Annotated in this window: 23 protein-coding genes; 15 read left to right on the forward strand and 8 right to left on the reverse strand. The window is 53.4% G+C overall.

The genetic code is table 11. The features are described from left to right. Positions 1–29 precede the first annotated feature (29 nt). Positions 30–863 (reverse strand): hypothetical protein, encoded by an 834-nt coding sequence (locus AC5EFR_RS14995; protein WP_493576599.1) that lies wholly within the window; start codon positions 861–863, stop codon positions 30–32. Here AC5EFR_RS14995 and AC5EFR_RS15000 point away from each other — a divergent pair. The 10 genes from AC5EFR_RS15000 to AC5EFR_RS15045 all read left to right on the forward strand — a co-directional run bounded on the left by AC5EFR_RS15000 (position 838) and on the right by AC5EFR_RS15045 (position 10,230). After that, on the forward strand, positions 838–1,863 hold the full coding sequence (locus AC5EFR_RS15000; RefSeq protein WP_493576600.1) for a peroxidase family protein: 1,026 nt from the start codon (positions 838–840) through the stop codon (positions 1,861–1,863). The two genes, AC5EFR_RS14995 and AC5EFR_RS15000, sit on opposite strands and share 26 nt — an antisense overlap. Before the next feature lies 1 nt (position 1,864). Continuing rightward, positions 1,865–2,071, forward strand: coding sequence for a hypothetical protein (locus tag AC5EFR_RS15005; protein WP_493576601.1), 207 nt, complete (start codon positions 1,865–1,867; stop codon positions 2,069–2,071). Continuing rightward, positions 2,068–2,985, forward strand: a complete 918-nt coding sequence (locus tag AC5EFR_RS15010) for a hypothetical protein (protein WP_493576602.1) — start codon at positions 2,068–2,070, stop codon at positions 2,983–2,985. The genes AC5EFR_RS15005 and AC5EFR_RS15010 overlap by 4 nt, the downstream gene beginning before the upstream one ends. After that, positions 2,915–3,361 (forward strand): hypothetical protein, encoded by a 447-nt coding sequence (locus AC5EFR_RS15015; RefSeq protein WP_493576603.1) that lies wholly within the window; start codon positions 2,915–2,917, stop codon positions 3,359–3,361. The genes AC5EFR_RS15010 and AC5EFR_RS15015 overlap by 71 nt, the downstream gene beginning before the upstream one ends. An 8-nt stretch (positions 3,362–3,369) precedes the next feature. Then, positions 3,370–3,771 (forward strand): hypothetical protein, encoded by a 402-nt coding sequence (locus AC5EFR_RS15020; protein WP_493576604.1) that lies wholly within the window; start codon positions 3,370–3,372, stop codon positions 3,769–3,771. Beyond that, a complete protein-coding gene (locus AC5EFR_RS15025) occupies positions 3,771–4,487 on the forward strand; it encodes a hypothetical protein (RefSeq protein WP_493576605.1) in 717 nt (238 codons plus the stop codon). Before AC5EFR_RS15020 ends, AC5EFR_RS15025 begins: the two co-directional genes overlap by 1 nt. 604 nt (positions 4,488–5,091) lie before the next feature. Next, positions 5,092–7,476: a calcium-binding protein gene (locus AC5EFR_RS15030; RefSeq protein ID WP_493576606.1), complete on the forward strand. Its 2,385-nt coding sequence runs from the start codon at positions 5,092–5,094 to the stop codon at positions 7,474–7,476. Positions 7,477–8,299: 823 nt separating this feature from the next. Further along, on the forward strand, positions 8,300–8,731 hold the full coding sequence (locus AC5EFR_RS15035; protein ID WP_493576607.1) for a DUF2852 domain-containing protein: 432 nt from the start codon (positions 8,300–8,302) through the stop codon (positions 8,729–8,731). A 72-nt stretch (positions 8,732–8,803) separates the two neighbouring features. Beyond that, on the forward strand, positions 8,804–9,247 hold the full coding sequence (locus tag AC5EFR_RS15040; RefSeq protein ID WP_493576608.1) for an RDD family protein: 444 nt from the start codon (positions 8,804–8,806) through the stop codon (positions 9,245–9,247). Positions 9,248–9,408: 161 nt separating this feature from the next. After that, positions 9,409–10,230 (forward strand): arginyltransferase, encoded by an 822-nt coding sequence (locus AC5EFR_RS15045; RefSeq protein WP_493576609.1) that lies wholly within the window; start codon positions 9,409–9,411, stop codon positions 10,228–10,230. Between the two features lie 7 nt (positions 10,231–10,237). Here the strand turns inward: AC5EFR_RS15045 and AC5EFR_RS15050 are convergent, their stop codons facing one another. The 4 genes from AC5EFR_RS15050 to AC5EFR_RS15065 form a co-directional block, all read right to left on the reverse strand. Next, positions 10,238–10,525, reverse strand: a complete 288-nt coding sequence (locus AC5EFR_RS15050; protein WP_493576610.1) for a hypothetical protein — start codon at positions 10,523–10,525, stop codon at positions 10,238–10,240. 180 nt (positions 10,526–10,705) lie between these two features. After that, positions 10,706–13,060, reverse strand: coding sequence for a TRAP transporter large permease (locus AC5EFR_RS15055; protein ID WP_493576611.1), 2,355 nt, complete (start codon positions 13,058–13,060; stop codon positions 10,706–10,708). Between the two features lie 14 nt (positions 13,061–13,074). Then, entirely contained in the window at positions 13,075–14,013 is a 939-nt protein-coding gene (locus AC5EFR_RS15060) for a TRAP transporter small permease subunit (RefSeq protein WP_493576612.1), read from the reverse strand. Positions 14,014–14,127: 114 nt separating this feature from the next. Continuing rightward, a complete protein-coding gene (locus AC5EFR_RS15065; RefSeq protein ID WP_493576613.1) occupies positions 14,128–15,216 on the reverse strand; it encodes a TRAP transporter substrate-binding protein in 1,089 nt (362 codons plus the stop codon). A gap of 340 nt (positions 15,217–15,556) precedes the next feature. Between AC5EFR_RS15065 and AC5EFR_RS15070 the strand changes: the two genes are divergently transcribed. From AC5EFR_RS15070 to AC5EFR_RS15080, 3 genes are read left to right on the forward strand one after another with little or no spacing between them, the layout of a single operon-like run. Beyond that, positions 15,557–15,820, forward strand: coding sequence for a DUF6552 family protein (locus AC5EFR_RS15070; RefSeq protein WP_493576667.1), 264 nt, complete (start codon positions 15,557–15,559; stop codon positions 15,818–15,820). A gap of 47 nt (positions 15,821–15,867) precedes the next feature. Next, entirely contained in the window at positions 15,868–17,289 is a 1,422-nt protein-coding gene (locus AC5EFR_RS15075; RefSeq protein ID WP_493576614.1) for a cache domain-containing protein, read from the forward strand. After that, positions 17,286–17,927: a response regulator transcription factor gene (locus AC5EFR_RS15080; protein ID WP_493576615.1), complete on the forward strand. Its 642-nt coding sequence runs from the start codon at positions 17,286–17,288 to the stop codon at positions 17,925–17,927. Before AC5EFR_RS15075 ends, AC5EFR_RS15080 begins: the two co-directional genes overlap by 4 nt. Before the next feature lie 92 nt (positions 17,928–18,019). Here the strand turns inward: AC5EFR_RS15080 and AC5EFR_RS15085 are convergent, their stop codons facing one another. Together AC5EFR_RS15085 and AC5EFR_RS15090 are read right to left on the reverse strand one after the other, a co-directional pair. Then, positions 18,020–18,364, reverse strand: a complete 345-nt coding sequence (locus AC5EFR_RS15085; RefSeq protein ID WP_493576616.1) for a hypothetical protein — start codon at positions 18,362–18,364, stop codon at positions 18,020–18,022. 191 nt (positions 18,365–18,555) lie between these two features. Further along, complete coding sequence (locus AC5EFR_RS15090; RefSeq protein WP_493576617.1) at positions 18,556–18,765, reverse strand: hypothetical protein; 210 nt, start codon at positions 18,763–18,765, stop codon at positions 18,556–18,558. 737 nt (positions 18,766–19,502) lie between these two features. Here AC5EFR_RS15090 and AC5EFR_RS15095 point away from each other — a divergent pair. Next, positions 19,503–21,257 (forward strand): acetolactate synthase 3 large subunit, encoded by a 1,755-nt coding sequence (locus AC5EFR_RS15095; RefSeq protein WP_493576618.1) that lies wholly within the window; start codon positions 19,503–19,505, stop codon positions 21,255–21,257. Between the two features lie 47 nt (positions 21,258–21,304). Here the strand turns inward: AC5EFR_RS15095 and AC5EFR_RS15100 are convergent, their stop codons facing one another. Next, positions 21,305–23,431, reverse strand: coding sequence for a hybrid sensor histidine kinase/response regulator (locus AC5EFR_RS15100; RefSeq protein WP_493576619.1), 2,127 nt, complete (start codon positions 23,429–23,431; stop codon positions 21,305–21,307). A gap of 88 nt (positions 23,432–23,519) precedes the next feature. Between AC5EFR_RS15100 and ilvN the strand changes: the two genes are divergently transcribed. Next, entirely contained in the window at positions 23,520–24,080 is a 561-nt protein-coding gene (ilvN, locus tag AC5EFR_RS15105) for an acetolactate synthase small subunit (RefSeq protein WP_493576620.1), read from the forward strand. Positions 24,081–24,109: the final 29 nt, after the last annotated feature.

Consider the following 24,109-nt stretch of genomic DNA (forward strand, 5'->3'; position numbering starts at 1 on the left):
ACACGGGGTGCGGGGGCATTCGCCCGGGTTCACACCAAAATCACAGCGCGCTCCCACATGGTTAACGGGTCAGCTGGCAGGCTCGGGTTAATCCAAAATTGACCAAGGAGACTGCTATGCAAACCACAGCTCACCACGGCGGCACACGCGTCGTCTGCCCCGAAGCTTTGAGCCAATGCGCAAGCTTTGGGTTCCTTTTCCCAGATGCCGAAGGCGTGCCCTTCTCTGCCGAGACGCCCGCGCATCTTCGGGCGCTTCAAGAAGAGCTCTACCGTCACGGCGACCCGGAGGATCTGAACAATTCCGCTCTGGCACCGGTGTTCACCTACCTGGGGCAGTTCATCGATCATGACATCACCAACCAAGGGCTGTCGCGTCCCGGCGCAGCCGACATTGTCGACATTTTCAATCGCCCCGGCGACGACTTTGCGCCGCAGCCGCGCCCAGATGTCGCCGGTGCGATCGTCAACCAACGCACCGGTCGGTTTGATCTTGACAGCCTCTATGGCCCGACCACGCCCACCGGCAACGCTGCCCATGACAAACTGATCGGGCTGCTCCGGTTTCCGGGGGACAAGGCCAAGATGTGGCTGGGGACTTTGGCCCCGTTCGAGGGAGGCATCCCCGACAGATTGCCTTTGGACGGTGCCGCTGACCTGTTGCGTCTTGGGCGTTTGTTGGCACCCGAACATGGGTCGATCCACTTTACCCAAGAGGATTTCGACGCGCTGCCCGAAGGCATTCGCGCGACATTCCAGCGCGACGGGCGCCCAAATATGACGGCCGCGGTCATTGGCGACCCGCGCAACGATGAAAACCTGTTCATTGCCCAGTTGCATGTTGCTTTTTTTGCGGTTCCACAACCGGATGGTCGATGCCCTGCGCGATGCAGGCGAGAACGCCGACGCCGACGTGCTTTTTGCCAAAGCGCGCGAACAGGTCGTTCTGCACTATCAATGGCTGGTCATGAACGTCTATCTGCCGGCCATTTGCGATCCGGTCGCGTTGCAACAGGTCAAAGCCTCGGGTGCGTCGCTATACGGAAAGTTTCTTCGCGATTGCGGGCATAAGCACGACGAAGCGTTTCCCATGCCGATCGAATTCGCCGTGGCCGCCTTTCGCTTTGGGCATTCCATGGTTCGCGGCAATTATGACTGGAACAGCGCCTTTGGGCGCAATAAAGACGACGGCTTGGCACGCGCCACATTCAAGTTGCTGTTTGCGTTCACAGGTGGTGGCACCAACCCCATGTTCGGAGCGCCAAAACTGCCGGAGAACTGGGTGATTGATTGGGCGCGCACGGGTCTGTCCAATTCTGAATTTGCAGACCGCACAACGCGCCGGATCGACACCAACCTCGCCTTGCCATTGCGTGCCATGCGAAACGAGGCAACCGAGCTGGACGAGAACACCGCGACAGAGGTTGAACTGGATGAAAAGAACCTGGCCGCGCGCAATTTGAAACGCGGTATCCGGATGTCTGTCCCCTCGGCACAGGCCTGCCTTGCGGCGATCAATGATCAACACGGGTTTGACCTGCGCGCCCTGACACAGGCAGAACTGACATTCGGACGCACAGGCAACGAGTTGAAAACGGCGGATTTCGCGGCCTCTACGCCGCTTTGGTTCTATACGCTCAAAGAAGCTGAGATGCGTCAGGCCGGGCAGCGTTTGGGGGCTCTGGGCACCCATATCGTGGCCGGGACAATTGCCGGTCTCATCATCCACGATCCGAATTCGTATTGGAATCGCGAAGGCTCGCACGAGGGGCGTTGGCATCCCGTTGATGGAACGCGCGCGTCCGGTCAGCTGGTCGACAGTCTGCCCGCAATGCTGCGCGCAGCACTGCTGTTGGAGGCGTAGCATGGCCCAAATGATGACAAACCGACCCGCCCGCAAGGTTGCTGCCGGGTCAGTGGGGTCTGCATTGTCGGTCCTGGCTCTATGGGCTCTTGCAGAGTTCGGCGGGATCGAAATGCCCACTGGCGTGGAATCGGCCTTCGTTTTGCTGGTCACCTTCCTAGTGGGCTATTATGTCCCGCCTTCTCCGCATGATCAGGTCACGACATGAAGCACGCGGCTCATTTGATTTATGTGTGGGCCTTAACGGCCTGCACAACGCCGGACGTTATGGCGCCGCTTGCGCAGGCGAGGGAAGAGTTCACGACCTTTACGACAGGGATCGAAGAACACCTTCTTCACGATGCCGCAGAAGAACGAGCGCGCGAAGAACAGCGTGCGATTGCCGCGGATGGCGGCGTCATAGGCTTTGTTGGCGATTGCGATACGACGGTGGCCCGTCTCGACGCAAGCGGGGTGAGCGACTGCAGGTTGGTCGAGTATTTTGATCCGCGCGACGACGCAGGTTCCGCGTCGGAACTGGTGGACTTTCGGACCATAATGGATGGCTACCTGACCTCGCTGGAGGCGCTTGCCGGGTCGAAAACCCCGGCGCAGGCGCAAGCGCAGGCAAATGCGATCGTGGCTGCATTCGGGATGCCAGACGCGGCCCGGCCCGCAGCATTCGAGCGCTTGGGCGACGTTGCCCGTGAACAACAGACCCTCATCAGTACGTCGACCAAGTTCTTCGTCAACCAGTTGCGGGTCGGTACTTTGCGTCGGGTGATCGGGCAAGCGGACGCTGTGCTTGAAGACAATCTCGAGGTGATTTTGGCCCATCTTGAGCCCTATGACACGGACTTGCTTGAGGCGCAGGCACAGCTGTTAACAGCGCGCCAGAACTTGCTGAACGCAGAAGGCAAAAACGATCCGGTCGCCTATGCGGAAGCCATCGAAAATGCCCGCACCGCCCATGCGACCTTTCTAAAGGCCCAGGAAAATTCGCCGGTCATCAATTTTCTTCAATTTCGCAAGTCTCATGCCCAGCTTTTGGCCCGCACCCGGCCCGGCGCGGATGCCGCTGAATTTGTTGAATATTTGGAAGAGCTGCGCGGGCTTCTCGATGCTGCAAACGAGGAGAATTGACATGACCACAACTGCAAAAGACCACGCGACAGCCCTGGCGCGGATCAGTGCGTTGAAAATGACCCAGAAAAATGTGCTCGTCGCGTTGAACGCACAGGCGCATGCCGCACGTTTGGCCGGCGATGATGACCGGGCGCGGTCCCTGACGCAAATGTCCATCAAGCTGAGCCAGCAAAATCTGGTCATCCATCGCGCCAAAAACAAAGTGCTCAGGGCGCAGGACATTGGCGCTGTCAATTCACAGCTAAGCGCCATCGTGGCACAGAGTGATCAAATTCTCAAAGATCTCAACGGCATCGTCGATGCGCTGACCAAGGCGGCAGAGTTTATCGACCTGCTGCGCCGCACCATTGCTATTTTTGACCCGACACAATGAGGAAACAGATGAAACATCTTATCGCAGCACTTTGCCTTGCCTGTCCGGCGCCCACGGCCCAGGCGCAGGACATTCAATTTATCGGCCCCGGTGCCACAGTGGTTGAAATGAACATCGACACCTGTCCACAGGGCATGATGTGTGTCGATGCGCCCAAGACGGACCACGATACCAACCTTAGCCTCATGCTGCCCGAATGGATCGAAGAGACCACTGTGGAAGCGCGGAAAACCGATATAAACTCTGCTGCGTATGTCCGCGGCTTGTCCGATAGCAGCATCGTAGACTTCTGCGATGATTGTCAGTGTTGTGCCGTTGCGCTCGATGGGGGCGACGGGGGCGGTCTGTCGCCGTGGCAAGGCGCCGCGCATGCCTTGCAAATGAAGCCTTCCTTGGACGGTTCTGACTGATGCGCGCATTGTGGATCTGGTTGGCGCACCGTATGCCGTCGCACACGGTCACCACCCGTCTTGTCCCGTGGATTACCCTTGTACTGGGCGCGTTCGGTGTTACTTGGACGTTGTTTCAGTATGGCAACAGCATCGACATTCAGCGGTCAAATACGACACTTGCCATTCACCGACAGTTTGTCAGCGTCTTTCCAAACGGCGCACAAGAGATCACCGGGCATTCGTCCGAAGAATTGACGCGCAAGATTTTCAAGATCCGATGTGATGTCTACGCATCGGCGATGGCGGATGGTGTGCTTTCAGCTGATGAAAGGCTGCCTGCTTGCGAAACAATCGCGCTTGCCGATCGCGCCCTGCTCGATGAGATCGGGGCCACTGCACCAAAGACGCTGCGACGTCAGATCCGGGTGGCCGTGGAAGATGTGGTTTTGACCAACGCGGCAACGGCGCGGCGCATGATGACTTACTTTCGCTCGTTGCAAGTCTGTGCAGAGGGTCGACAATGCAACTTTGAGATTACGTCCGAGCTGTTTGCAGGCGATATCGTGGCATTTCTAAATACGACCTGCGATTTGTCAGACCGCGACCCGGAATTCGCCCGCCAAGGTGAAATGCTTGGCCTATTTGCACGGTCGCTTTTGCCACAAGGAACCATTCCCTGGACCACTGACCCAAATCGGAGGGATTTATTTAGGTGCAAGCATCTAAGATCATAATGGGCTCTAGTTGAGCAACAACCGAATGAAGGTAACAACAAGACCATTAAATCAATGAAATTACCAAAAAGGTAGTCACCTTTATCCCTGAAGAATTGCACAGTTTGTTTTCCATGTCCGCTTCGCCAGTGTTTTCAGACCTTGGTTCTCATTGCAGCATTGCTCAAGTTGGGTTCAGAGCAGACTTGCGGCGATGCGGCAGCATGGTCGCAGCAATTTCGCATGAGTCCCAAACTGCCAGATGACCGCAGGAGCCCAAAGCGGACCGAAAGGCAACCACTGACAATTAGGTTTCAGAAAATGCTGCACCGGCAACGTAGCAGGCCCAGCTTCCCCTAAGCTGCCGTTTGATCTGGAGTTGCCGAAGTTTTCAGGTCGATGTCGGTCTGGAGCTCTACCCCGTAGATGTTACAAGTTGTTCAAACGTCTGCGGCGGGCGTTAGAGTGTATCAGGTTAACGGTCGTTTACTTGATACACTTCTAGAATTATGATGACCACTGTCCGCTTGGGAAAGGCTCAATGCAAAATTAAACTTACAGACTTGATTTTAACTTTACGTCAATGATTCCCGTTCCTGTGTTGTTTCTAGAAGAGTGTTTCTAAATGCCTGATTTTATTCCTATTGTTCCCATTGGTGTTGTACGCCCGTTCATTTCGCCACATCCGGATGGTGGTTCATTTGTTTTCTGGACCGAGCGGCAATGGGACCCAATCACAGCGGATTACCTCGTTTCGATCTTTGTTTCGACGACATCGATAGATGGCCATTTTTCAGAGCCAATTGAACTTGTTCAAGGAAATGCTAGTTTTTCTGGTCTATCGATATTTTCTGCTCCGGTTATAGACATTAATGGCACTTTCACACTCGTTATCTTTGGTGCTTTACGGACTGACCCTGCCATTCGGTATACGTTTGCCCCAGATTTCACCCTAATTACGGGGCCCGTTGAGGTTGATAATTTGGCACCCAATTTTGGAAGCGTTTCTCTCGGGGATACCTATCTAACATTCGCGTCGGGCGAGACACTGATTATCGTTCCCGACGGCCAAATAGTCCTAATGAGTGTCGATGGCACTGTCCTGTCGAGGTTGTCTGGACAAGGAGATTTGCGGCAAGCCAACGTTTCAGAATTGGCCACCGGCGGCTTTTTGCTGGCCATACGAAACGACGATGGCGGCATAGATGTACGGCACTACGATGTGGTGGAAACCATCCTGCAAGAGCCGCAGCGCATCGACACATTTGATTTTCCCATGGGGTTTCGAGATCCAGTGATCACTGCCCTGAACGGCTCGGGCATAGCAACTGAGACATATGTCATCATCACTTCTACCCGTGCTTTGGGCGACGTCGGCGATGCTGCGGACAATACAGATACGATCAACATCTACCTTGTCTCGACACAGACCGGCGAAATCTTATCGTTTGATGAGGTGTCGTTTGAGACGGGTCTGCTTGCGATGTCAGACGCAGTCGTTCCCACATCTGATGGCGGGTTCGCTTTGGCCATTCATTACGGACCTTACGGGATCGGCGGTTCCTTCGCCATCCGCAGGTATGACGCAAATGGCGTGTTCCGCAGTGAGCATGTCGTCGGGGAGGGGCAAGGCTCAAGCAATAACGGTGGGTACGATCACCAACTCGTAGAGTTGGACGATGGATCATTGTTGTTCACGTGGCAGACGCCGACCCCTGAAGGCGGGCGTCGGGGGGGGCACCTTTTTGAAATTCTTCCTGCGGAGTTGCACGGGACTGACGACAACGATGTCTTATATGGCGGTGCAGGCGATGATCTGGTTTTTGGCTATGAAGGCCGCAACCACCTTTCAGGTGAGGCGGGAGATGACATCCTTATTGGCGGTTCAGGAATAGACATATTTGCGTCAAGCGAACAAGTCGGCGACTACGCGGCGAGTTTGTTGGGGGCGGACACAATGATCGGCGGACTGGGTGACGATTACTATTTCATTGATAACATCGGGGATGTAATCGTTGAATACTCTGACGAGGGGACCGACAGAGTTATTACTGAAATCTCTTTCGATCTCGGCTTAGACGGGCAAAATGCTGAAATGCTGTCTCTGTCAGGAACCGAAGATATAGATGGTTTCGGGAATAGCCTAGACAATCTTGTTTCAGGAAACGATGGTAATAACCAACTACGAGGCGGTGGCGGTGACGATACTGTTTATGCTCTAAGTGGTGTTAACCTCGTCCAAGGCGGTGACGGCTCAGATACCTTATACCTGTCGGGAGACACCTACCACACATCTGGTTACGCAGCTTTCAATGTCAGCTCCACAACCCAAGTGGGCACACAAGTTCGCATAAACCTAGAAGGACTCGTTCGCATAGAGGCGGTTACCGATGGCGGCACGCAAAGTGATACAATCCAGCTGAGCCACGAGAGCGACGCGTTTTTCTTACACGATGCTTATTCCGGCTTTCACGGAGCTGTAGTGCTGACGGGCGATTCCACTGGCATCGACAGCGCGGTTCGTTTCACCAACATCGAAGTCATTCATGGCATGGGTGGAGATGATATTATCGACCTGACCAGCTCTGATTACAGCCTTGCTGGCGTCGCCATGTTTATAGACGGTGGCGAAGGCGATGACGTTATCTGGGGGTCAGATGCCGACGAAACCGTTTCTGGTGGAAATGGCGATGATACAATTTTCGGCGGCATTGGCACCGATGTTCTAACGGGTGGCTCAGGGGCCGATGTGTTCGAATTTACGCGTACATCAGTCGATACATCAGTGACCGATTTCAACATTGAAGAGGGCGACACCTTGCGGTTCTACAATACAGGCGGTGCAGAGTTCGATGTATCCAATGCTGTTCTAACTGCTGATGGAATAACTATTTCTTACTTGGACATAGCTACAGGAATTGAACACGATATTTCTATTGCCCTCGTGCTGAACGCTTCGGACTTTTCAACAGCGTTACCGGATGTCTTGGGCGCGCTTGAAATCATCTAACTCCAAAACGGAATCAACTTAATTTCGGTTACCGGCCATTGGTTCGTACGCTCAACAGGCCTGCACCCCTAATTTTCCCTGACAGGTTCGTCAATGACCGGTTTTATCGCGGCGTTGCAGCGCATCTGTGTTAGGTTGCCGGGGTGATGGCTTGGCTTTGCAAAGCTCGCAACCTGAGCACAGCTGCCCTTGGTGGCCTGCGCAGCATCGAAGGCCTGACCATTTGCGGTTGAATGGCCGCTTTTGCCCGTCCGGCACGGAGCCTTCGCAGACGCAGCTAAGGTCTGGTTTCCGCCCTTCCTGCCCAAGGTGGAACCAATGCAGCTCCTTGCAGGTATGACTTGGAAGAACCAACAGCTGCCCCTAGTTAGACATGCCTCCTTCCAACACTGTTCGAAGACCCTTCGAACAGCCTTCGGCCTACCTTGTTTGAGCGTTTTAGAAGTGGTCGATTGACAGTTTGCAAATATCTCTGTCTCACTGGCAGATCCCTGGTATCCCCCCGAAGCCCTATCTAATTTGACATCAGGTCAGATCTTGGCCCAGTTCAAAACGACATAATCGTCATTGTCTCTTGTCAAACGGTCAGAACCGCCTCAAATCGCAAAAAAACCGTTTGCTGCAACTCTCTCTGTCTTTCTTTGCAAAAATCTATGTCGCGCTACAGCTACAACAGGCACAAAATTCACCTCCATCCATCTGATAACAAATGATAATTCAAGAAAATGTAAAAAACATTCACATCCGCTCTTGAAAACCCCGCCTCACGTCCCGATCTCTTCAATGTGAAAGACATTCACATACACACAGAACGGAGACACAAATGACCACCGCCACTTATTCCGCTGACGTTCCCGCCAATGCTGGTTGGTTCTCTAAAAGCGAGGCTTGGCTCGATCAGCGCGGCAAAGGCGCGTGGATTGCGGCCATGGTTCTTGGCTTTATCTTCTTCTGGCCCGTTGGCCTCGCCCTTCTTGCATATATGATCTGGAGCAAACGCATGTTCTCGAAATCCTGCCGTCACTCATCCCACCGCGCCGCCCGTCGCACAGCATGGTCGGCCATGAAGCCAAGCGGCAACACCGCATTTGACGCATACAAAGCCGACACACTTCAGCGCCTGCAAGACGAACAGGATGCCTTTGAAGCCTTCCTTGAGCGTCTGCGTGAAGCCAAAGACAAAACTGAGTTTGACCAGTTTATGGACGACCGCGAAAAGCGCGCCAAAGAAGTTATGGAAACTGAAGACGCCTAATCGCATACTTCCCATAGCCAACATCTGCCGGCCCTTTCCCTCGGGGCCGGTCATTTATCAAAGGAGCCCAAAATGTATTCCGAGCCGCTGTCCCATCTGCCCGACCCCCATCGTCAGGCCGAATTCTATGACGGCGTCGCCTTTAAACGCGGCATTGCCTGGTTCATCGACTGTGCTGTGATTATTGCGATTTCCCTGCCGCTGGCCCTATTCACCATTGTTGGGCTCTTTATGATCCCGGTGTTCTTTATGGTTGTTGGCTTTTTGTACCGTTGGTTCACGATCTCTGGTGGGTCGGCAACATGGGGTATGCGCCTAATGGCGATCGAATTGCGTGACGCCTATGGCCGCCGCTTGGACGGGCAACAGGCCTTGTTTCATACGCTGGGATATACCGTGACGATGTCGACGGTGATTTTGCAGATCATTTCGATCTTCTTGATGCTGACAAGCGAACGCGGTCAAAGCCTGACCGATATGTTCATGGGCACCACTGCGCTTAACCTACGTGCCTAAGCGCCTCTTAGGTTTTGGCAAGAAACTGCCACCACCATAGCGATATTAACCCAAACCCAAGAAAGGTCCCGGATTCTGGGGCCTCCTCAATTTCGGGGGGTTGGAGCTGCGCAAAAATATTGTTACCGTTTTGTTAAAGTCTTATCGGTTAACGGAAACAGATGCGCCATTCGCTACCCCTTGCCCCACAGTTCTATGTAACGGCCCCCCAACCCTGTCCCTACCTCGAAGACAGGATGGAGAGAAAGCTGTTCACCGCCCTGCAGGGCGATCAGGCACAGGTTTTGAATGATAGCCTATCCAAGCAAGGGTTTCGGCGGTCACAAAACGTGTTGTACCGCCCATCCTGTTCGGATTGCTCGGCCTGTATGTCGGCGCGCATTGTGGTTGACGATTTTAAACCGTCCCGCTCGCAACGGCGTCTGTTAAAACGCAATGTCCAGTATGAGCGCCGCGCCACAAGCCCTTGGGCCACAGACGAACAATACGAATTGTTCCGGAGCTATCTCGACAATCGCCACGCCGATGGCGGCATGGCGGATATGGATATTTTTGAATTTGCCGCGATGATCGAAGAAACACCGATCCGCTCACGGGTTATTGAGTACATCGACCGTGAGACCGGCACATTGGCGGCCACCTGTTTGACCGATATGTTCGATGATGGCCTGTCGATGGTCTATTCCTTTTATGATCCAGCCCATACCCGCGCCAGCCTTGGCACTTGGATGATTTTGGACCATATCGACATCGCACGCGCCGCGGGTCTGCCCTATGTCTATCTTGGCTATTGGGTGCCAGGCAGCGATAAGATGGGCTACAAAGCTCAGTTTGATGCGCTGGAAATCTATCGCAATGGCGGTTGGGAACGCCTTGGTGACCCCGAAGCCTATGAAGACGATCTGCATCCGTTGTCCAACGACCCGATAGCGGAACAGGTCGCAAATATTTCCTTTCCGGATGGTCGCAGTCAGTCCGGTTGATTTACGCTTAAAGAACCGAACCCCAAAACGCCGAGGCCACGGGCGACAGCAAAACTGCCACAAATGCGAGGACAACCAATCGGGTCATAGGGCTTAGGAATTGGCCCTCATCATTGGCTATGTGAAACCCCGAATGGGCGTATGGTAACCCGCGCAGCTTCATTTGGGTTTGCGAAGCCGTGGTCCTTTTCGCGCGGTGTCGCACCATTTCTGCATCCGCTTTGGCAAACAAATCACGTTGAATGCTGCTTTGCACATCCATGCGGCTGAGCGCTTCAATCCGAGTACCGGCCATTCTGCATTCCTTTAGTCTACTGTTGCGTGATCAACGTCTGATTGTTTGCAGGGTGGCGGTTGTTTGCGGTTCGTTAACGTAAGACCTGCGGCGCAGATGGTACGATTTTGAGGTTTTATCGAGGCATAGAAAAAGGGCCGCCCGCTTGGGCGGCCCTTTCTATTTGAATTTACGAGCAGATCAGTTTGACATCAAATCCGGTACGATGGTTACGATCGACGGGAAGTACCACAAGATCGCCAAGCCAACCACCTGGATCAAGACAAACGGGATCACACCACGATAGATGTGGCCGGTTGTGACCTCTTTGGGGGCAACGCCGCGTAGGTAGAACAGCGCAAAGCCAAAGGGTGGTGTCAGGAACGAGGTTTGCAGGTTCACCGCAATCATGATGGTCACCCATTTCGGATCGAAATGCGCGCCATAGATGACCGGGCCAACAATCGGAACCACGATGTAAATGATCTCGAGGAAGTCGAGAACAAATCCCAAGATGAACAACACCAGCATCACGATCAGGAACACCGTGCCGACGTCGTCAAAGCTCTTGAGGAACTGCTGGATGTAATGTTCACCGCCAAAGGAGATCACCACAAGGTTCAACAGCTGGGACGCGATCAGGATGGTAAAGACCATGCTGGTCACTTTCGCTGTTTCCCGTACAGCCGGGCTTAGAACCCCCGCCTTGAACAAGATCCAACAGCTGAACAGTAGCCCAAACAAAGCATAGAGATAGGCCGCATAAGCAAAGAAGAATGCAACCCAGCTCTCAAAGCTGACTTCGGATGTGTTGATGCGCAGATCGAAGTTTACCCCAATCAGGATCATCACAAGAACCGCCAAGGTCGAGTTCAGAATGATCTTTGGCGATCTGTCCTGCTCGGCCAATTTACGATAGGCGGCCAACATGATTGCACCCGCCGCGCCAAGTGCCGCCGCCGGTGTCGGGTTGGTGATCCCGCCAAGGATCGAGCCAAGAACAGCAACAATCAGCACCAACGGTGGGAAGACAACGCGCAACAGCTCATTTTTGGACAGGCGAACGAAGGCAAATTTACAGCCATAAAGTGCCAGGGCCCAAGGGATCAACATAAAGATCACTGTCCAGCCAGACGTTGTTGTCGGCGAGATCAGAACCGTATCGACCAACAACCCAAGCACCAAACCGCCTGCCCCAATCATCAACGGCATAGGATCAGACGATGGCGAAACGCCTCGGGCAATCGCCAAAATCAACCCCATGATCACCGTCAAAATCATGATACCAGTGCCGATAGGCGCGGCATTTGCCACTTTTTCAGCGCGCAGAGCAACGATCTCGTCTTCGGACAAACGGCGGCTTTCCTGCACCCCCCCCGAAGATTCAATCTTGGCCTGCTCGGCAATCGCCGCATCCCAAGCGTCTTGGCCATGCAGCTCGATCATCGAGGCCTGACATGTTTCGGAAACGTTTGTGCGCAAGCTGGCGGCTTGACCAATATCGGTAAAGCTGTCGACGCGTGTCGATTGATCACCCACAAGGCCCACTTGAGCACCAAGGATGGCCCCAGCAATCAATGCAACCGGAATGCCAAGGTACCATGTAAAGGCTTCGCCGCGTGTGACAGGCTCGCCACCGCCCTCGCCTAGCGCGACGGCCGGGGCTTTGGATGGGTTCAGCATCGCAAAGCCAAAGGCATAGGCCGCATAGAGTCCAGCCAACATCACACCGGGAACCAGCGCTGCTTGGAACAAGGTCCCAACCGACACAACCGCAGGTTCACCCAGATAAGTCAGAGCATCGGTACAACCGGCTTCGACCGCGCGGGTTTCTTGCGCTGCCGAATAAAGGTCTCCGGCCAAGGTGCCGAGCAGAACAATCACGATCGAAGGAGGAATGATTTGCCCCAAGGTACCGGACGCTGCGATGACGCCAGTCGCCAATTCGGGCGAATAATTATTACGCAACATGGTCGGCAACGCCAGCAAACCCATGGTGACAACAGTCGCGCCAACGATACCGGTTGACGCAGCAAGGAAGGCGCCAACAACAACAATCGACACAGCCAAACCACCGGGGAGCGGGCCAAAGACGCGCGCCATGGTCGTTAGAAGATCGTTTGCAATTTTGGAACGTTCAAGAACGATGCCCATCAAAACAAACATCAAAACCGCCAGAAGCGTTTCGATGGATTGACCAGCAATCACACGTTCGTTGATGCGGTTCACAATAAAGGACACGTTGCGATCAAGCGCATATTCCCAGCCGCGTGGGAAAACAGAATGCGCCTCGGTCGGCAGGTCGGGATTTCGGAACACCGAGATTTTCTCGGGCGCCATCCCACTGGCGACCAGTGCGTTATAGGCATCGGAACCGGTGTCGATTGCATGGTGAATTAGCAAACCGGCGCTATCAAGAGCGGCGATAATGCCAAAGGATATGATCCCTGCCCCACCGATGGCAAAGGCCACCGGAAAGCCGGAAAGGATCGCGGAAAAGAGCGTCAGAAAGACGATGATCAGGCCGATCTCGACGCCATCAAGTCCAAACAACATGGTGTGTCAGCCTCTCAGAATTCTGCGTGGTCGTAGGGCTCTTCGCCCTCTTCCAGCACATCTTTGTCAAAGTGTTTCGCTTCGGATTCAGGGCCTTCTTTCCATTCCAGATAGGACCGGAAGAAGAAGCACCAAGCCTGAATGAAGATCATGCCAACCATGATAACCATCAGGATTTTGAACAGGAAGTAACCGTTAAACCCGTTGGGGCTAAAGCCGATGGTTTCCACGTTCCATTTCATCAGCTTGGACTTTTTCATCAAAAGTTCCAGCGTGTTAGACGCGGCGGGTTTCGGTGTGATCAGATGACGCCACATGAAGTACCAGGAATACATCCAGATCAACGTCGCCATCGGGATCATAAAGAACATCGACCCGAACATGTCGATGACACGTTTCACCCGGAAACTCACGGCGGAATAGACAAGGTCAACCCTCACATGGCCACCCTGAACAAAGGTGTAGGTCAGGCATAGGGCCACAACAATGGCGTTATAAAGCTTGAGTTCTTCGCCATACCAGGAAATGTCGAATTGCAACGGCACGCCAAAGCCAAACACAATGTCAGGCCGGGTAAAAATCCGCTGCATAAAGACGATGATAACCTGTTGAAGCACCATCAAAAGGCCGGCCCAAGCCGCCAAACGGCCAATGGTGTTGGCAAAACCTTCCAGAACGCGCACGACGCCCCATAAGAAGGTGTTGCGCCATAGGCCAACAGCAAAGATCACCAAGAAAACAGTGATACAAACAAAGAAGAATTCGACGGAGCCACCGTAATACACAAAGCGCATCACCGCTTCTTTGTTGCTCCAATCCAGCCAAAGCTGCGGATGCGTGACCGCGTATCCGAAATTGTAAAACGCCATGGCGATATTTTGAAAGGTCCAGATGAGCCCATCGCCAACGGCGCCGATAGCAGCCCCAAGGCCGCCTGCGCCAGTTTCTTCCATGATTGTCCCCCTTAGCCCGCTCGACCGGGTGTATCTCTTGCTTCGGGTCTGCTGACCTGATGTGCGAAAAGGCCCCCGACGTGCAGGGGCCTTTCCAAAATGTCAAAGATCGGCTTAGCCGCCCAGAACGCGTACGCGCTGCTGAACGTAGTAACCGTCCGATTTGTTGATCCAGCTTGCGGACTGGGCCAGGGACTCTTCGAACGAAGCGCGGATTTTCGCGAACAGTTCGTCATCCATGTTTTCGTCCATGACTTCTTTGGACGCGGCACCGAAGGCATCCCAAACGTCGTCAGAGAACTGAAGGGTCTTCACGCCCTGCGCCTGTAGACGGGCCAAAGCGGCACCGTTGTTGGCCAGAGTTTCAGCCAGCTGGTACTGGGTTACGGCCATAGAGGCGTAGCGCAGGATCGCTTTGTGCTGGTCAGACAGCTCGTTCCAAACGTCGAGGTTGACGGAGGATGCCAGAGCTGAACCCGGCTCGTGGAAGCCCGCTGTATAGTAGATTTTCGCAACTTCTTGGAAGCCGGCGCGTTCGTCGGCCATTGGGCCAACCCACTCAAGACCGTCCAGAGCACCAGACGACAACGCCTGATAAAGCTCGCCACCTGGGATGTTCTGAACAGATGCGCCCAGTTTACCCAGAACCTTGCCGCCAAGGCCAGGCATGCGGAATTTCAGACCGTTGAAGTCATCCGCCGAGTTGATTTCCTTGCGGAACCAGCCACCGGACTGTGACCCGGAGTTACCTGCCAGCAGGCCTTTGAGGTTGAAGACTTCGCCAAGCTCGTCATGCAACTGCTCACCACCACCATGGTAGTACCAGTTCGACACTTCCTGCGCGGTGCCGCCGAAGGGAACAGCGGTGAAATAGGCGTAGCCTGGGTGCTGACCGATGTAATAGTAGTCGGCCGAGTGGTACATGTCTGCTTGGCCCGAAGACACAGCGTCAAACACTTCCAGAGCGCCAACAAGCTCGCCAGGCGCTTTTTTGTCGATTGTCAGGCTACCGCCGGACATTTCGGCAACCATGTTTTCGAGGTAAGTTGCAGCGTCATCCAGAACAGCAAAGCCGCGTGGCCAAGATGTTACCATTGTCAAAGTGCGGTTGCCCTGAGCGTATGCCGGGGCGGCCAATGTGGACGCGGCCGCAGCACCTGCTGCGCCAACGGTCGAGGCCTTTAGAAAAGAACGGCGATCCATGTAATATCCTCCCATGGGTATTTTTAGTGCACGTGGGCTCCCCACCCGCGCGCGGATCTTTGAAAGTGACCCGAGCCTAGGGCGTGACGCTACGGAGGGGAATACCCACTGATACGGAGTTGTGAACAAAAATAGGCGGAGCTTGCATCTTTCCGAAATTTTGAAACCAAAAGTATCAAAACTGAACCCCCGCGAACGATAGTCCGCCATTCCTCCCCTGACAAAAGCCACAAGAGTGTAGTTTTTCTACTGTCATAAAGCAGAAAATGTACATTTTCTGCACTTGCACAATGACTTAGACCGCGACTCTGCCCAATAATTACATATGGAATTTATCGCCATGCTGGACCGGTCAAATCTTCTCATCCATGTCCTTCGCCCTCGAAATGACCGAACGGTTGATGCCTTGAAGTGGACAGCCTCATTTGCCCAAATCATCGGTTACACGGCGACTGGAATGGGGTGGCTTTCATTGAATATCGGCTTCTTTCTTGTTGGACTGTTTGGCTGGCTTGCGGTCGGGATTTTCTGGCGCGACAAGGCGCTAATCCTAGTCCATCTTGTCGCGCTAGTGGCGATGATTGGCGGTGTGTTGACGCGATAGCACTTCGCATATTTGTATTTGTGGCCAAGCTGCTTTAGGTCGCTGGTATGGCCCGTTGGTTCAACCGCATCCGCATTTCCTATGGTCAGAAGATGTTTCTTCTGGCCTCGGTGCCGTTGATCCTTGCTGTCTCCGCTATTTCGTTTCTGGTCGCCGCCCAGTCTCGTGCCCTTGCTGAACGGGAAATCCACAGTCTTGAAGCCCAGCTTATCGAAGCCAAAAAGCGCGAGTTGCGAAATTATGTGACCCAAGCCCGGAACGGGTTTTACTTTGTCTATGGCTCTGCCGCGCCGAATGATGACCTGGCACAAAAGCAGGTTAAACAAATCCTGGCGGCGATGATCTACGGCGATGAAGGCTTCTTTTTTGTTTACGACTATGATGGCAACAACATCGTTTCTCCGCGTCAGACCGAATTGATCAACAAGAACTGGCTTGACTACAAAGACAGCGAAGGCACCCCAGTGGTTGCCGAATTCCTATGGACCGCCCGAAGTGGCGCTGGATATGTTGAGCATCTTTGGCCCAAACCCTCGACCGGGGTTGAGGCGCGGATGATCACTTATGTGACCTCCTTTCCGTCATGGCGATGGGCGGTTGGAACCGGGGTTTTTATAGACGACATTGTTGCGTCGGTTGCCGCCACTCGCGCCGAAGTCAAAACCCGGGTCCAGCGCACCTTCCTATATATTGGCGTGATCACCCTTGCGGCGTTGTTGGTTGTGTTCATGTCGGGGTTGTTCATCAATATCCGAGAACGACGGCTGGCAGATGCCAAACTCAAAGAGCTGACACAGCGGGTTTTTGACACCCAAGAAGAAGAACGCGGCCGCGTGGCCCGTGAATTACATGATGGGATCAGCCAAATCCTTGTTGGGGTGAAATATGCGCTGGATGTGACCAAACGCCGGTTTAGCCAAGGCGATGATCGCGCCCAAGACACGTTGGACAAGGGCATTGATAACCTTGGTCAGGCCATCAACGAAGTTCGCCGGATCAGCCGTGATTTGCGCCCCGGCGTTCTCGACGATCTCGGTTTGGGCCCTGCCCTTCACGCTTTGACTGATGATTTTCGCACCCGCACCGGTGTTGAAACCCACTTTGAAACCGCAGTGTTTCGCAATCGCCTTAGCCAGGATGCCAAAATCGCCCTGTATCGTATCGCTCAAGAAGCCCTTACAAATGTCGAGCGCCATTCCGGTGCGACACGAGTCAGCGTTTTGCTGCGCGGTCATCGCACCGGCGGCACTCTGCGGGTCGAAGACAATGGTTGCGGGGTCGAAGAAACCCGCGACACAACCGGCCCCGGAATCGGATTGCGCAATATGCAGGAACGCATGGAACAGCTCGGTGGGACGCTCAGGGTCTTGTCGAGCAAATCAGGGACCGTTATCGAGGCACAAGTTCCGCTGACCCATATGCTTCCGCCCGAAAAGGATGGCAGCAGCAAAGCAAAGGCCCGCGCATGAGAAAGCAGACCCGCGTTGTTATCGTTGACGATCACCCAATGGTGGCCGAAGGCATCGAAGCCATTCTGGACAGTTATGACGACATTTTGGTTGTCGCGACTTTGTCAGATGGCAAAGCCATGGTTGATCAGCTCGAAACACTGGCCCCGAATGTGATATTGATGGACCTGAACATGCCGGGTCTGGGGGGATTGTCCGCCACGGAAATGATCCTCGAGAAAGCCTCAAACACCCGCATTCTTGTGTTATCAATGCATGACAGCCCCGAATACATCAACACCGCGCTCAATCATGGTGCACGCGGCTATGTGCTCAAGGATGTTCCGACCGAGGAAATAAAAACGGCGATTGATGCGGTGATGGCCGGAGAAGTCTACCTCTGTACTGGGGCCGAAGGTGCGTTGGCACCATCTGATAGCCACCGAGAACCTCTTACCAATCGCGAACAAACGGTGTTGTTGCAATTGGCACAGGGGAAATCAAACAAAGAAGTGGCGGTTGTGTTGGATATTTCTGTACGCACGGTCGAAACCCATCGCAAAAATATCAAACGTAAACTTGGGATTAGCACCACAGCAGGCCTGACCCGTTATGCCTTGGAATATGGGGTTTTACAGGGAACAAGCACCAATCTCTAAGCGCTGTTGATTGATCTGAAAACACCTAGAAACACAAAAAAAACCACCCACATAATGTGGACAGGTTGTTGATAAAATGTACCTAGCTTTGATTAGCGTGTGCCCGAGGCACTGTCGGAAACGGCCAAAACCATAACCAACCCAAGACCCGCGACCGCAGCGGCGGTTCCTGCCCCGGTGGCACTAGATGATGCAGCAGCGGCAACGGCTGGGGCACCTGCGACGGCTTCATTATAATTATCCGCGTCAATCCGGCAAATTTGCTCACCTGAGCTTGCGACAACCGTTACGCCACCGCGTTCCTGACATTCTTGGGACGACACCTCAATGCGCTTGAGACGCGTGTCATTGCCGGTAAAATCCAAATACTCGCACCCTGAAACCGTAAACACCAAAGCCGAAACGCCCAGCGTTTTCATTGCGTTTGAAAAAGTCATTTTTGCCCCTTGTCGCGACTTGGCTATGCCCAAGTCACTGCGTTTTTCTTAATCTGTGTGAATCATGCGTTACCACACAGGTCACTGAAAGAGGCACGAAAAGCGTATAAAGGGGCACATGATGTGTCTATTTGGGTATTTCATGCAACGCGTTTCGCCCAAAAGTCTATTCAGGTGGCAAAAGGTTCACCTTAAAGCTGCACGCCAATTTCGGTGTCGTCACAATCGTCACTAAACAAATGAATCACAGCTGGTAGGATTCGTGCACCGGACCCCTGTTCCTTTGCCAAATCATTCGTCGCGCCCGGAACCTCACCAACAAAAACCGCAAAGGCCATCAGAACCGCCAAGATGGCGGCACGGGCCAACGTGAAATCTCTTTGAAACAAATTGCGTGTCATGATGTCCTCACAGGTTGTCTGCGTTGTTGGTTTATGATGCCTCTATTTTCGATCACGACACAATTCACGTTGCCGCGCGCAATTGTTGCAAAGGCAGATTCAATGGCCAGTTTCCGCTTGTCGTGTCTCAAATCGGCGAGAACCTGCAAATATCGTTGGGGTCTTGCCCCTAAAGCCCCCCTTGCGTGGTTGTGGCGACCAAAATCAACGCAACCAATGACAAGGCCTTGCAAACATCAAAATCTCTGAATCGGTGACTACGCAACATGGGATTCCCTCTTTCAAAAGGTAACTGAACTTGTTGGTTTAGTTTTAACTGACGTAGGATGAAAAATGCAATTCAAGCTTCTGTGCGCTCACGCACATCATATGAGTGCTGTTTCGCCGCAGCCCCGACGCGCGACACCGTGTTGGAGATGAAAACGCCCACACCGCATAGGTCAAAGTTCCACAAATGTCGCTCAACACCCCGACGCGCGCAACAACTGCAAAGAAACATCCGGTTCACGCGACATATTTTTCACATCATTCCCTGTTGACGCCCCGTCCGGTCTGCCATAACGTCCGCGCACGTGATTTAAAGGAGCCTTGGGCATGACTGCTCTAGTCGTCATTGTAGGAAAACAGCGCATGGGCCGGTAACGGACACCCTTTTAAGGACCCATGCGCCCCCGCCGGACCGACGGGGGCTTTTTTATGCGCGTAACATTGGAAAAAATCGTAGACGGAGAAGTGCGATGAGTGGTCAAATGACCGGTGCGAAAATGGTGGTACAAGCGCTCAAGGATCAGGGCGTGGACACAGTGTTCGGATACCCCGGCGGCGCAGTCCTACCGATCTATGACGAAATTTTCCAACAAAACGACATTCGCCATATTCTGGTGCGTCATGAACAAGGTGCGGTTCACGCGGCCGAAGGTTATGCGCGCTCGACCGGCAAGCCGGGTGTTGTTCTTGTGACCTCGGGCCCCGGTGCCACAAATGCGGTAACCGGTATCACCGACGCGTTGCTTGACTCGATCCCGTTGGTTGTTCTGACTGGTCAGGTACCGACCTTTATGATCGGCTCAGATGCCTTTCAGGAGGCCGACACCGTTGGCATCACCCGTCCCTGTACCAAGGCCAATTGGCTGGTCAAGGAGACAGACAAATTGTCGGGTATGATTCATGAGGCGTTCCATGTGGCCACTTCGGGGCGGCCCGGCCCGGTTTTGATCGACATCCCAAAAGATGTACAGTTCGCTTCGGCGACCTACACGCCAAAACCCAAAGCCTCAGCAAGCCACTACCAGCCACCTGTTAAAGGTGACGTTGAGACGATTACGCAATTGGTTGAAGCCATTGAAAATGCCGAACGTCCAGTGTTTTACACCGGTGGCGGCGTGATCAACTCTGGTCCGGGTGCGTCTCAATTGCTGCGCGAGTTGGTTGATGCGACGGGTATTCCAATCACGTCGACCCTTATGGGGCTTGGCGCTTATCCTGCCTCGGGCAAGGGTTGGTTGGGCATGTTGGGCATGCACGGTCTTTATGAGGCCAACCTTGCCATGCATGGCTGTGATTTGATGATAAACATCGGCGCGCGTTTTGACGATCGGATCACCGGCCGTCTAGATGCGTTTAGCCCGAATTCAATCAAAGCCCATATCGACATTGATCCCTCGTCGATCAACAAAGTCATCAAAACCGACATCCCGATTGTTGGTGATGTGGGTCATGTTCTCGAAGACATTCTTCGGATCTGGAAGGCCCGTGGACGCAAAGTAAACCGCGATGGCATCGCCCGTTGGGTTGCTCAGATTGATGAATGGCGCAAGATCAACTGTTTGGATTTCAAACAGGAAGGTCCGACAATCAAGCCACAACAGGCTTTGGCCCGGTTCGAAGAGCTGACCAAAGGCATGGACCGTTACGTCTGTACCGAAGTTGGCCAACACCAGATGTGGGCCGCACAATACTTGGGTTTTGAAGATCCAAACCGTTGGATGACGTCCGGTGGCCTGGGCACGATGGGCTATGGTTTTCCGGCCTCAATCGGGGTTCAGGTTGCGCATCCCGAAGCCTTGGTTGTCAACGTCGCGGGCGAAGCTTCGTGGCTGATGAACATGCAGGAAATGGGCACGGCCATTCAGTTCCGTCTGCCGGTCAAACAGTTCATTTTAAACAATGAACGCCTTGGCATGGTGCGTCAGTGGCAGGAGCTGCTGCATGGCGAGCGTTATTCCCACAGCTGGTCCGAAGCCCTGCCCGACTTTGTAAAACTGGCCGAAGCCTTTGGTGCCAAGGGGATTCAGTGCAAGGACCCAGCCGATTTGGATGACGCGATCATGGAAATGGTCAACTACGACGGCCCGGTGATCTTTGATTGTTTGGTCGAGAAACACGAAAACTGTTTCCCGATGATCCCATCGGGTGAACCGCACAACAAGATGCTGCTTGGTGAGGCCTCGACCAAAGATGCGATCGGCAATTCCGGAGCCGTTCTGGTTTAAGGCCGCTCCGCTATTATAACATCAAAGCCCGCCTTTCTGAGGCGGGCTTAGTCTTTTTGTACGGCCTGTTTGTGTCTCAAGATCGCCAATACCGGGTGTTCCGCTTGGTCTTCGATTTGCAGATGATACGATAACGATTTCAAAAGCTCTTTTCTGCGCACTGGTTTGGTTAAAAACCCATCCATGCCAGCCGCCATAGCGTCATCGTGATCTTTGCCAAAGGCATTGCCAGTCAAGGCGACAATTGGACGAAACGGCCAACCTAGATTGAGCTGGCGGGCCCTAATTTCACGGCATGCTTCCAATCCTGTCATCACCGGCATGGAAATATCCATTAGAATCAAGTCAAATGCCTCTGGCTTGTATAATTCAACGGCTTCTCTACCGTTGTTGGCCAAGGTAATGTCGACACCACAGCGTTCCAGAATTCGGCGCACGACCAATTGGTTGGTTTTGTTGTCTTCAACAACAAGAACCCGGGTTCCCGCCAAATCAACACGGTCCTCTTTAGGCTGCACTGTTAGAGTTTTTGTCACAGAACCAGGTCTGAGTGGCAAGGACAGGGCGATTTCGGTCCCCTGCCCTAAACGTGACGAAACCGAAATGCTCCCTTGCATTACGCCAACCAACCGCTTGGTAATTGCCAAGCCAAGACCGGTTCCTTGGTGCGCGCGGGATTGACTGCTATCCACTTGCTCAAATGGGTCGAAAACGGTGTTAAGCTGATCTGTTGGAATGCCGATCCCGGTGTCTTTTACAATGATTTCCAATGTTTCTGCGTACGCGATCCGTAAAAGAACCTGACCCGTCTCGGTGAATTTTACTGCATTCCCAAGAAGGTTTAGCAAAACTTGCCTAACGCGCAACGCATCGCCGACCAGAACTTGCGGTACGTTCTCTTCGACATCAATGAGCAGAGCCAAATTTTTACCCAACACCAGTGGGTTCAGTAGGTCTCTGATTTCCTGGGCCAAATTTCGGATATCAAACGGTTCTTGGGCCAATTCCAATCGACCGGCCTCGATTTTGGAAAAATCGAGAATATCAGAAATCAACGCCGTCAAAGCCACGGCAGAACCACGAATTGTATCGACGAATTCCTTTTGTTCACCGTCAAGGTGAGTCTCGGCCAAAAGATCCGCCATGCCGACAATGCCATTCATCGGCGTCCGGATTTCGTGACTCATTGTTGCAAGGAAATTGGATTTCGTTTGGTTCGCAACTTCGGCGGCATCGCGCGCTCTTGCCAGTTCGAAGGTATGTTCTTGCATGTCGGTGACGTCGGTATGGACGAGAACATAGCCCCCCGACGGTCGTTTGGCCGCGGTGGTGTGAAAGAATTTATTGGTGCTTGGAACCTCCATCATCACGGTTTCACCCGCGGCCAATAATTGGTTCACATCTCGCGCTTGTTGTAACACGCGTGCAGTGTCGCCGCGCCGCGCCAGTAAATGCAGGTATTCACTTAAAGGCATACCCGGTTTGATGTCGTCATCACTAAGGTTGAACAGATTTCGATAGGCTTTGTTGGTAAGAATAATCCGGTTATTCGGGTCCCCGGCGTCGGTGCCGGAGGTCACCAACAAGCCCTCATTCATGGCCTCAACGACCTCGGACATAAGTTGATTGGCCTCTTCCATTTCGGCTTGTCGTTTGGCAATGGCGCGTTCCAAGTTGCTTGTACGTTCCAACAACTCTTTTTCGGCCTCAACGGCAGTTTTTGATCCGGTGACCGATCCTGAAAGAATCATGGCTGCGCCCCGGTAGCCAAGGAACGCACCACTATCATCAAAGATAGGATCACCACTTGTTGTGACCCAATTCATACGTCCGTGTAAGAAGTCGTGTCGGTAAGTGAAATCACGAAACGGTCGATGGTTGTCCAAATCGTCAAGATGTTGTCGGGCTGTATCGCTTAACTCTGTCAGGCCGTAAAAATAATCACGCCGCGACATCCCAAGATAAATGCCAGCGTTTGAATTCGTTAGCCGTTCCCAGCTTTCAGAAAAATAGCTAAACCGATGATCCGCATCTGTTTCCCAGAACCAAAGCGGCAAAACACCTAGCACGCCGGCCACCTCGCCAGGCATGTCCTTTAAAACCTCTTCAAAGCCACCAATCGGAGGCCGAGTATGGGCCCCATCCTTCATTACAAAGCCTGTTTTGAACCGCATTCAAACTGGCTTTGACACTGGCGCATTGGCGTGAAGTATTGTTTAAGTATGCAAGCAGTTTCCAAGCAACTTTACGAAAAGGCCCGACATGTCGCCGCTAAAGATAAAAAAGGGGTCGAGCAAGCACTCGGCCTATAATCTACGCCCCACTTTTTCGGACATTCAAGAAACCCATACATTGGCAGTTTTGGTCGAAAATGAACCCGGCGTATTGGCGCGTGTGATTGGTTTGTTTTCTGGACGTGGGTACAACATCGAAAGTCTAACGGTTGCCGAGATTGACCACGAAGGTCACCTGTCGCGCATCACCGTTGTCACCACCGGCACGCCACAGGTTATTGAACAAATAAAAGCTCAATTGGGCCGAATCGTTGAGGTGCACGAAGTCCACGACTTGACCGTCGAAGGAAGCTCGGTCGAACGCGAGTTGGCTTTGCTAAAAGTGACTGGAACCGGCGACAAACGCGTCGAAGCGCTCAGATTGGCGGATATCTTCCGCGCCAATGTCGTTGATTCGACCTTGGAAAGCTTTGTGTTTCAAATCACAGGAACGCCCGACAAGATCGACGCCTTTGCAGATTTGATGCGCCCTCTTGGCCTTGAAGAAGTCGCGCGAACCGGCGTGGCGGCCCTTGCACGCGGCACCTGATACAACCGCCGTTATACCTTAGATATTGA

It is taken from the genome of Pelagimonas sp., assembly GCF_058892305.1.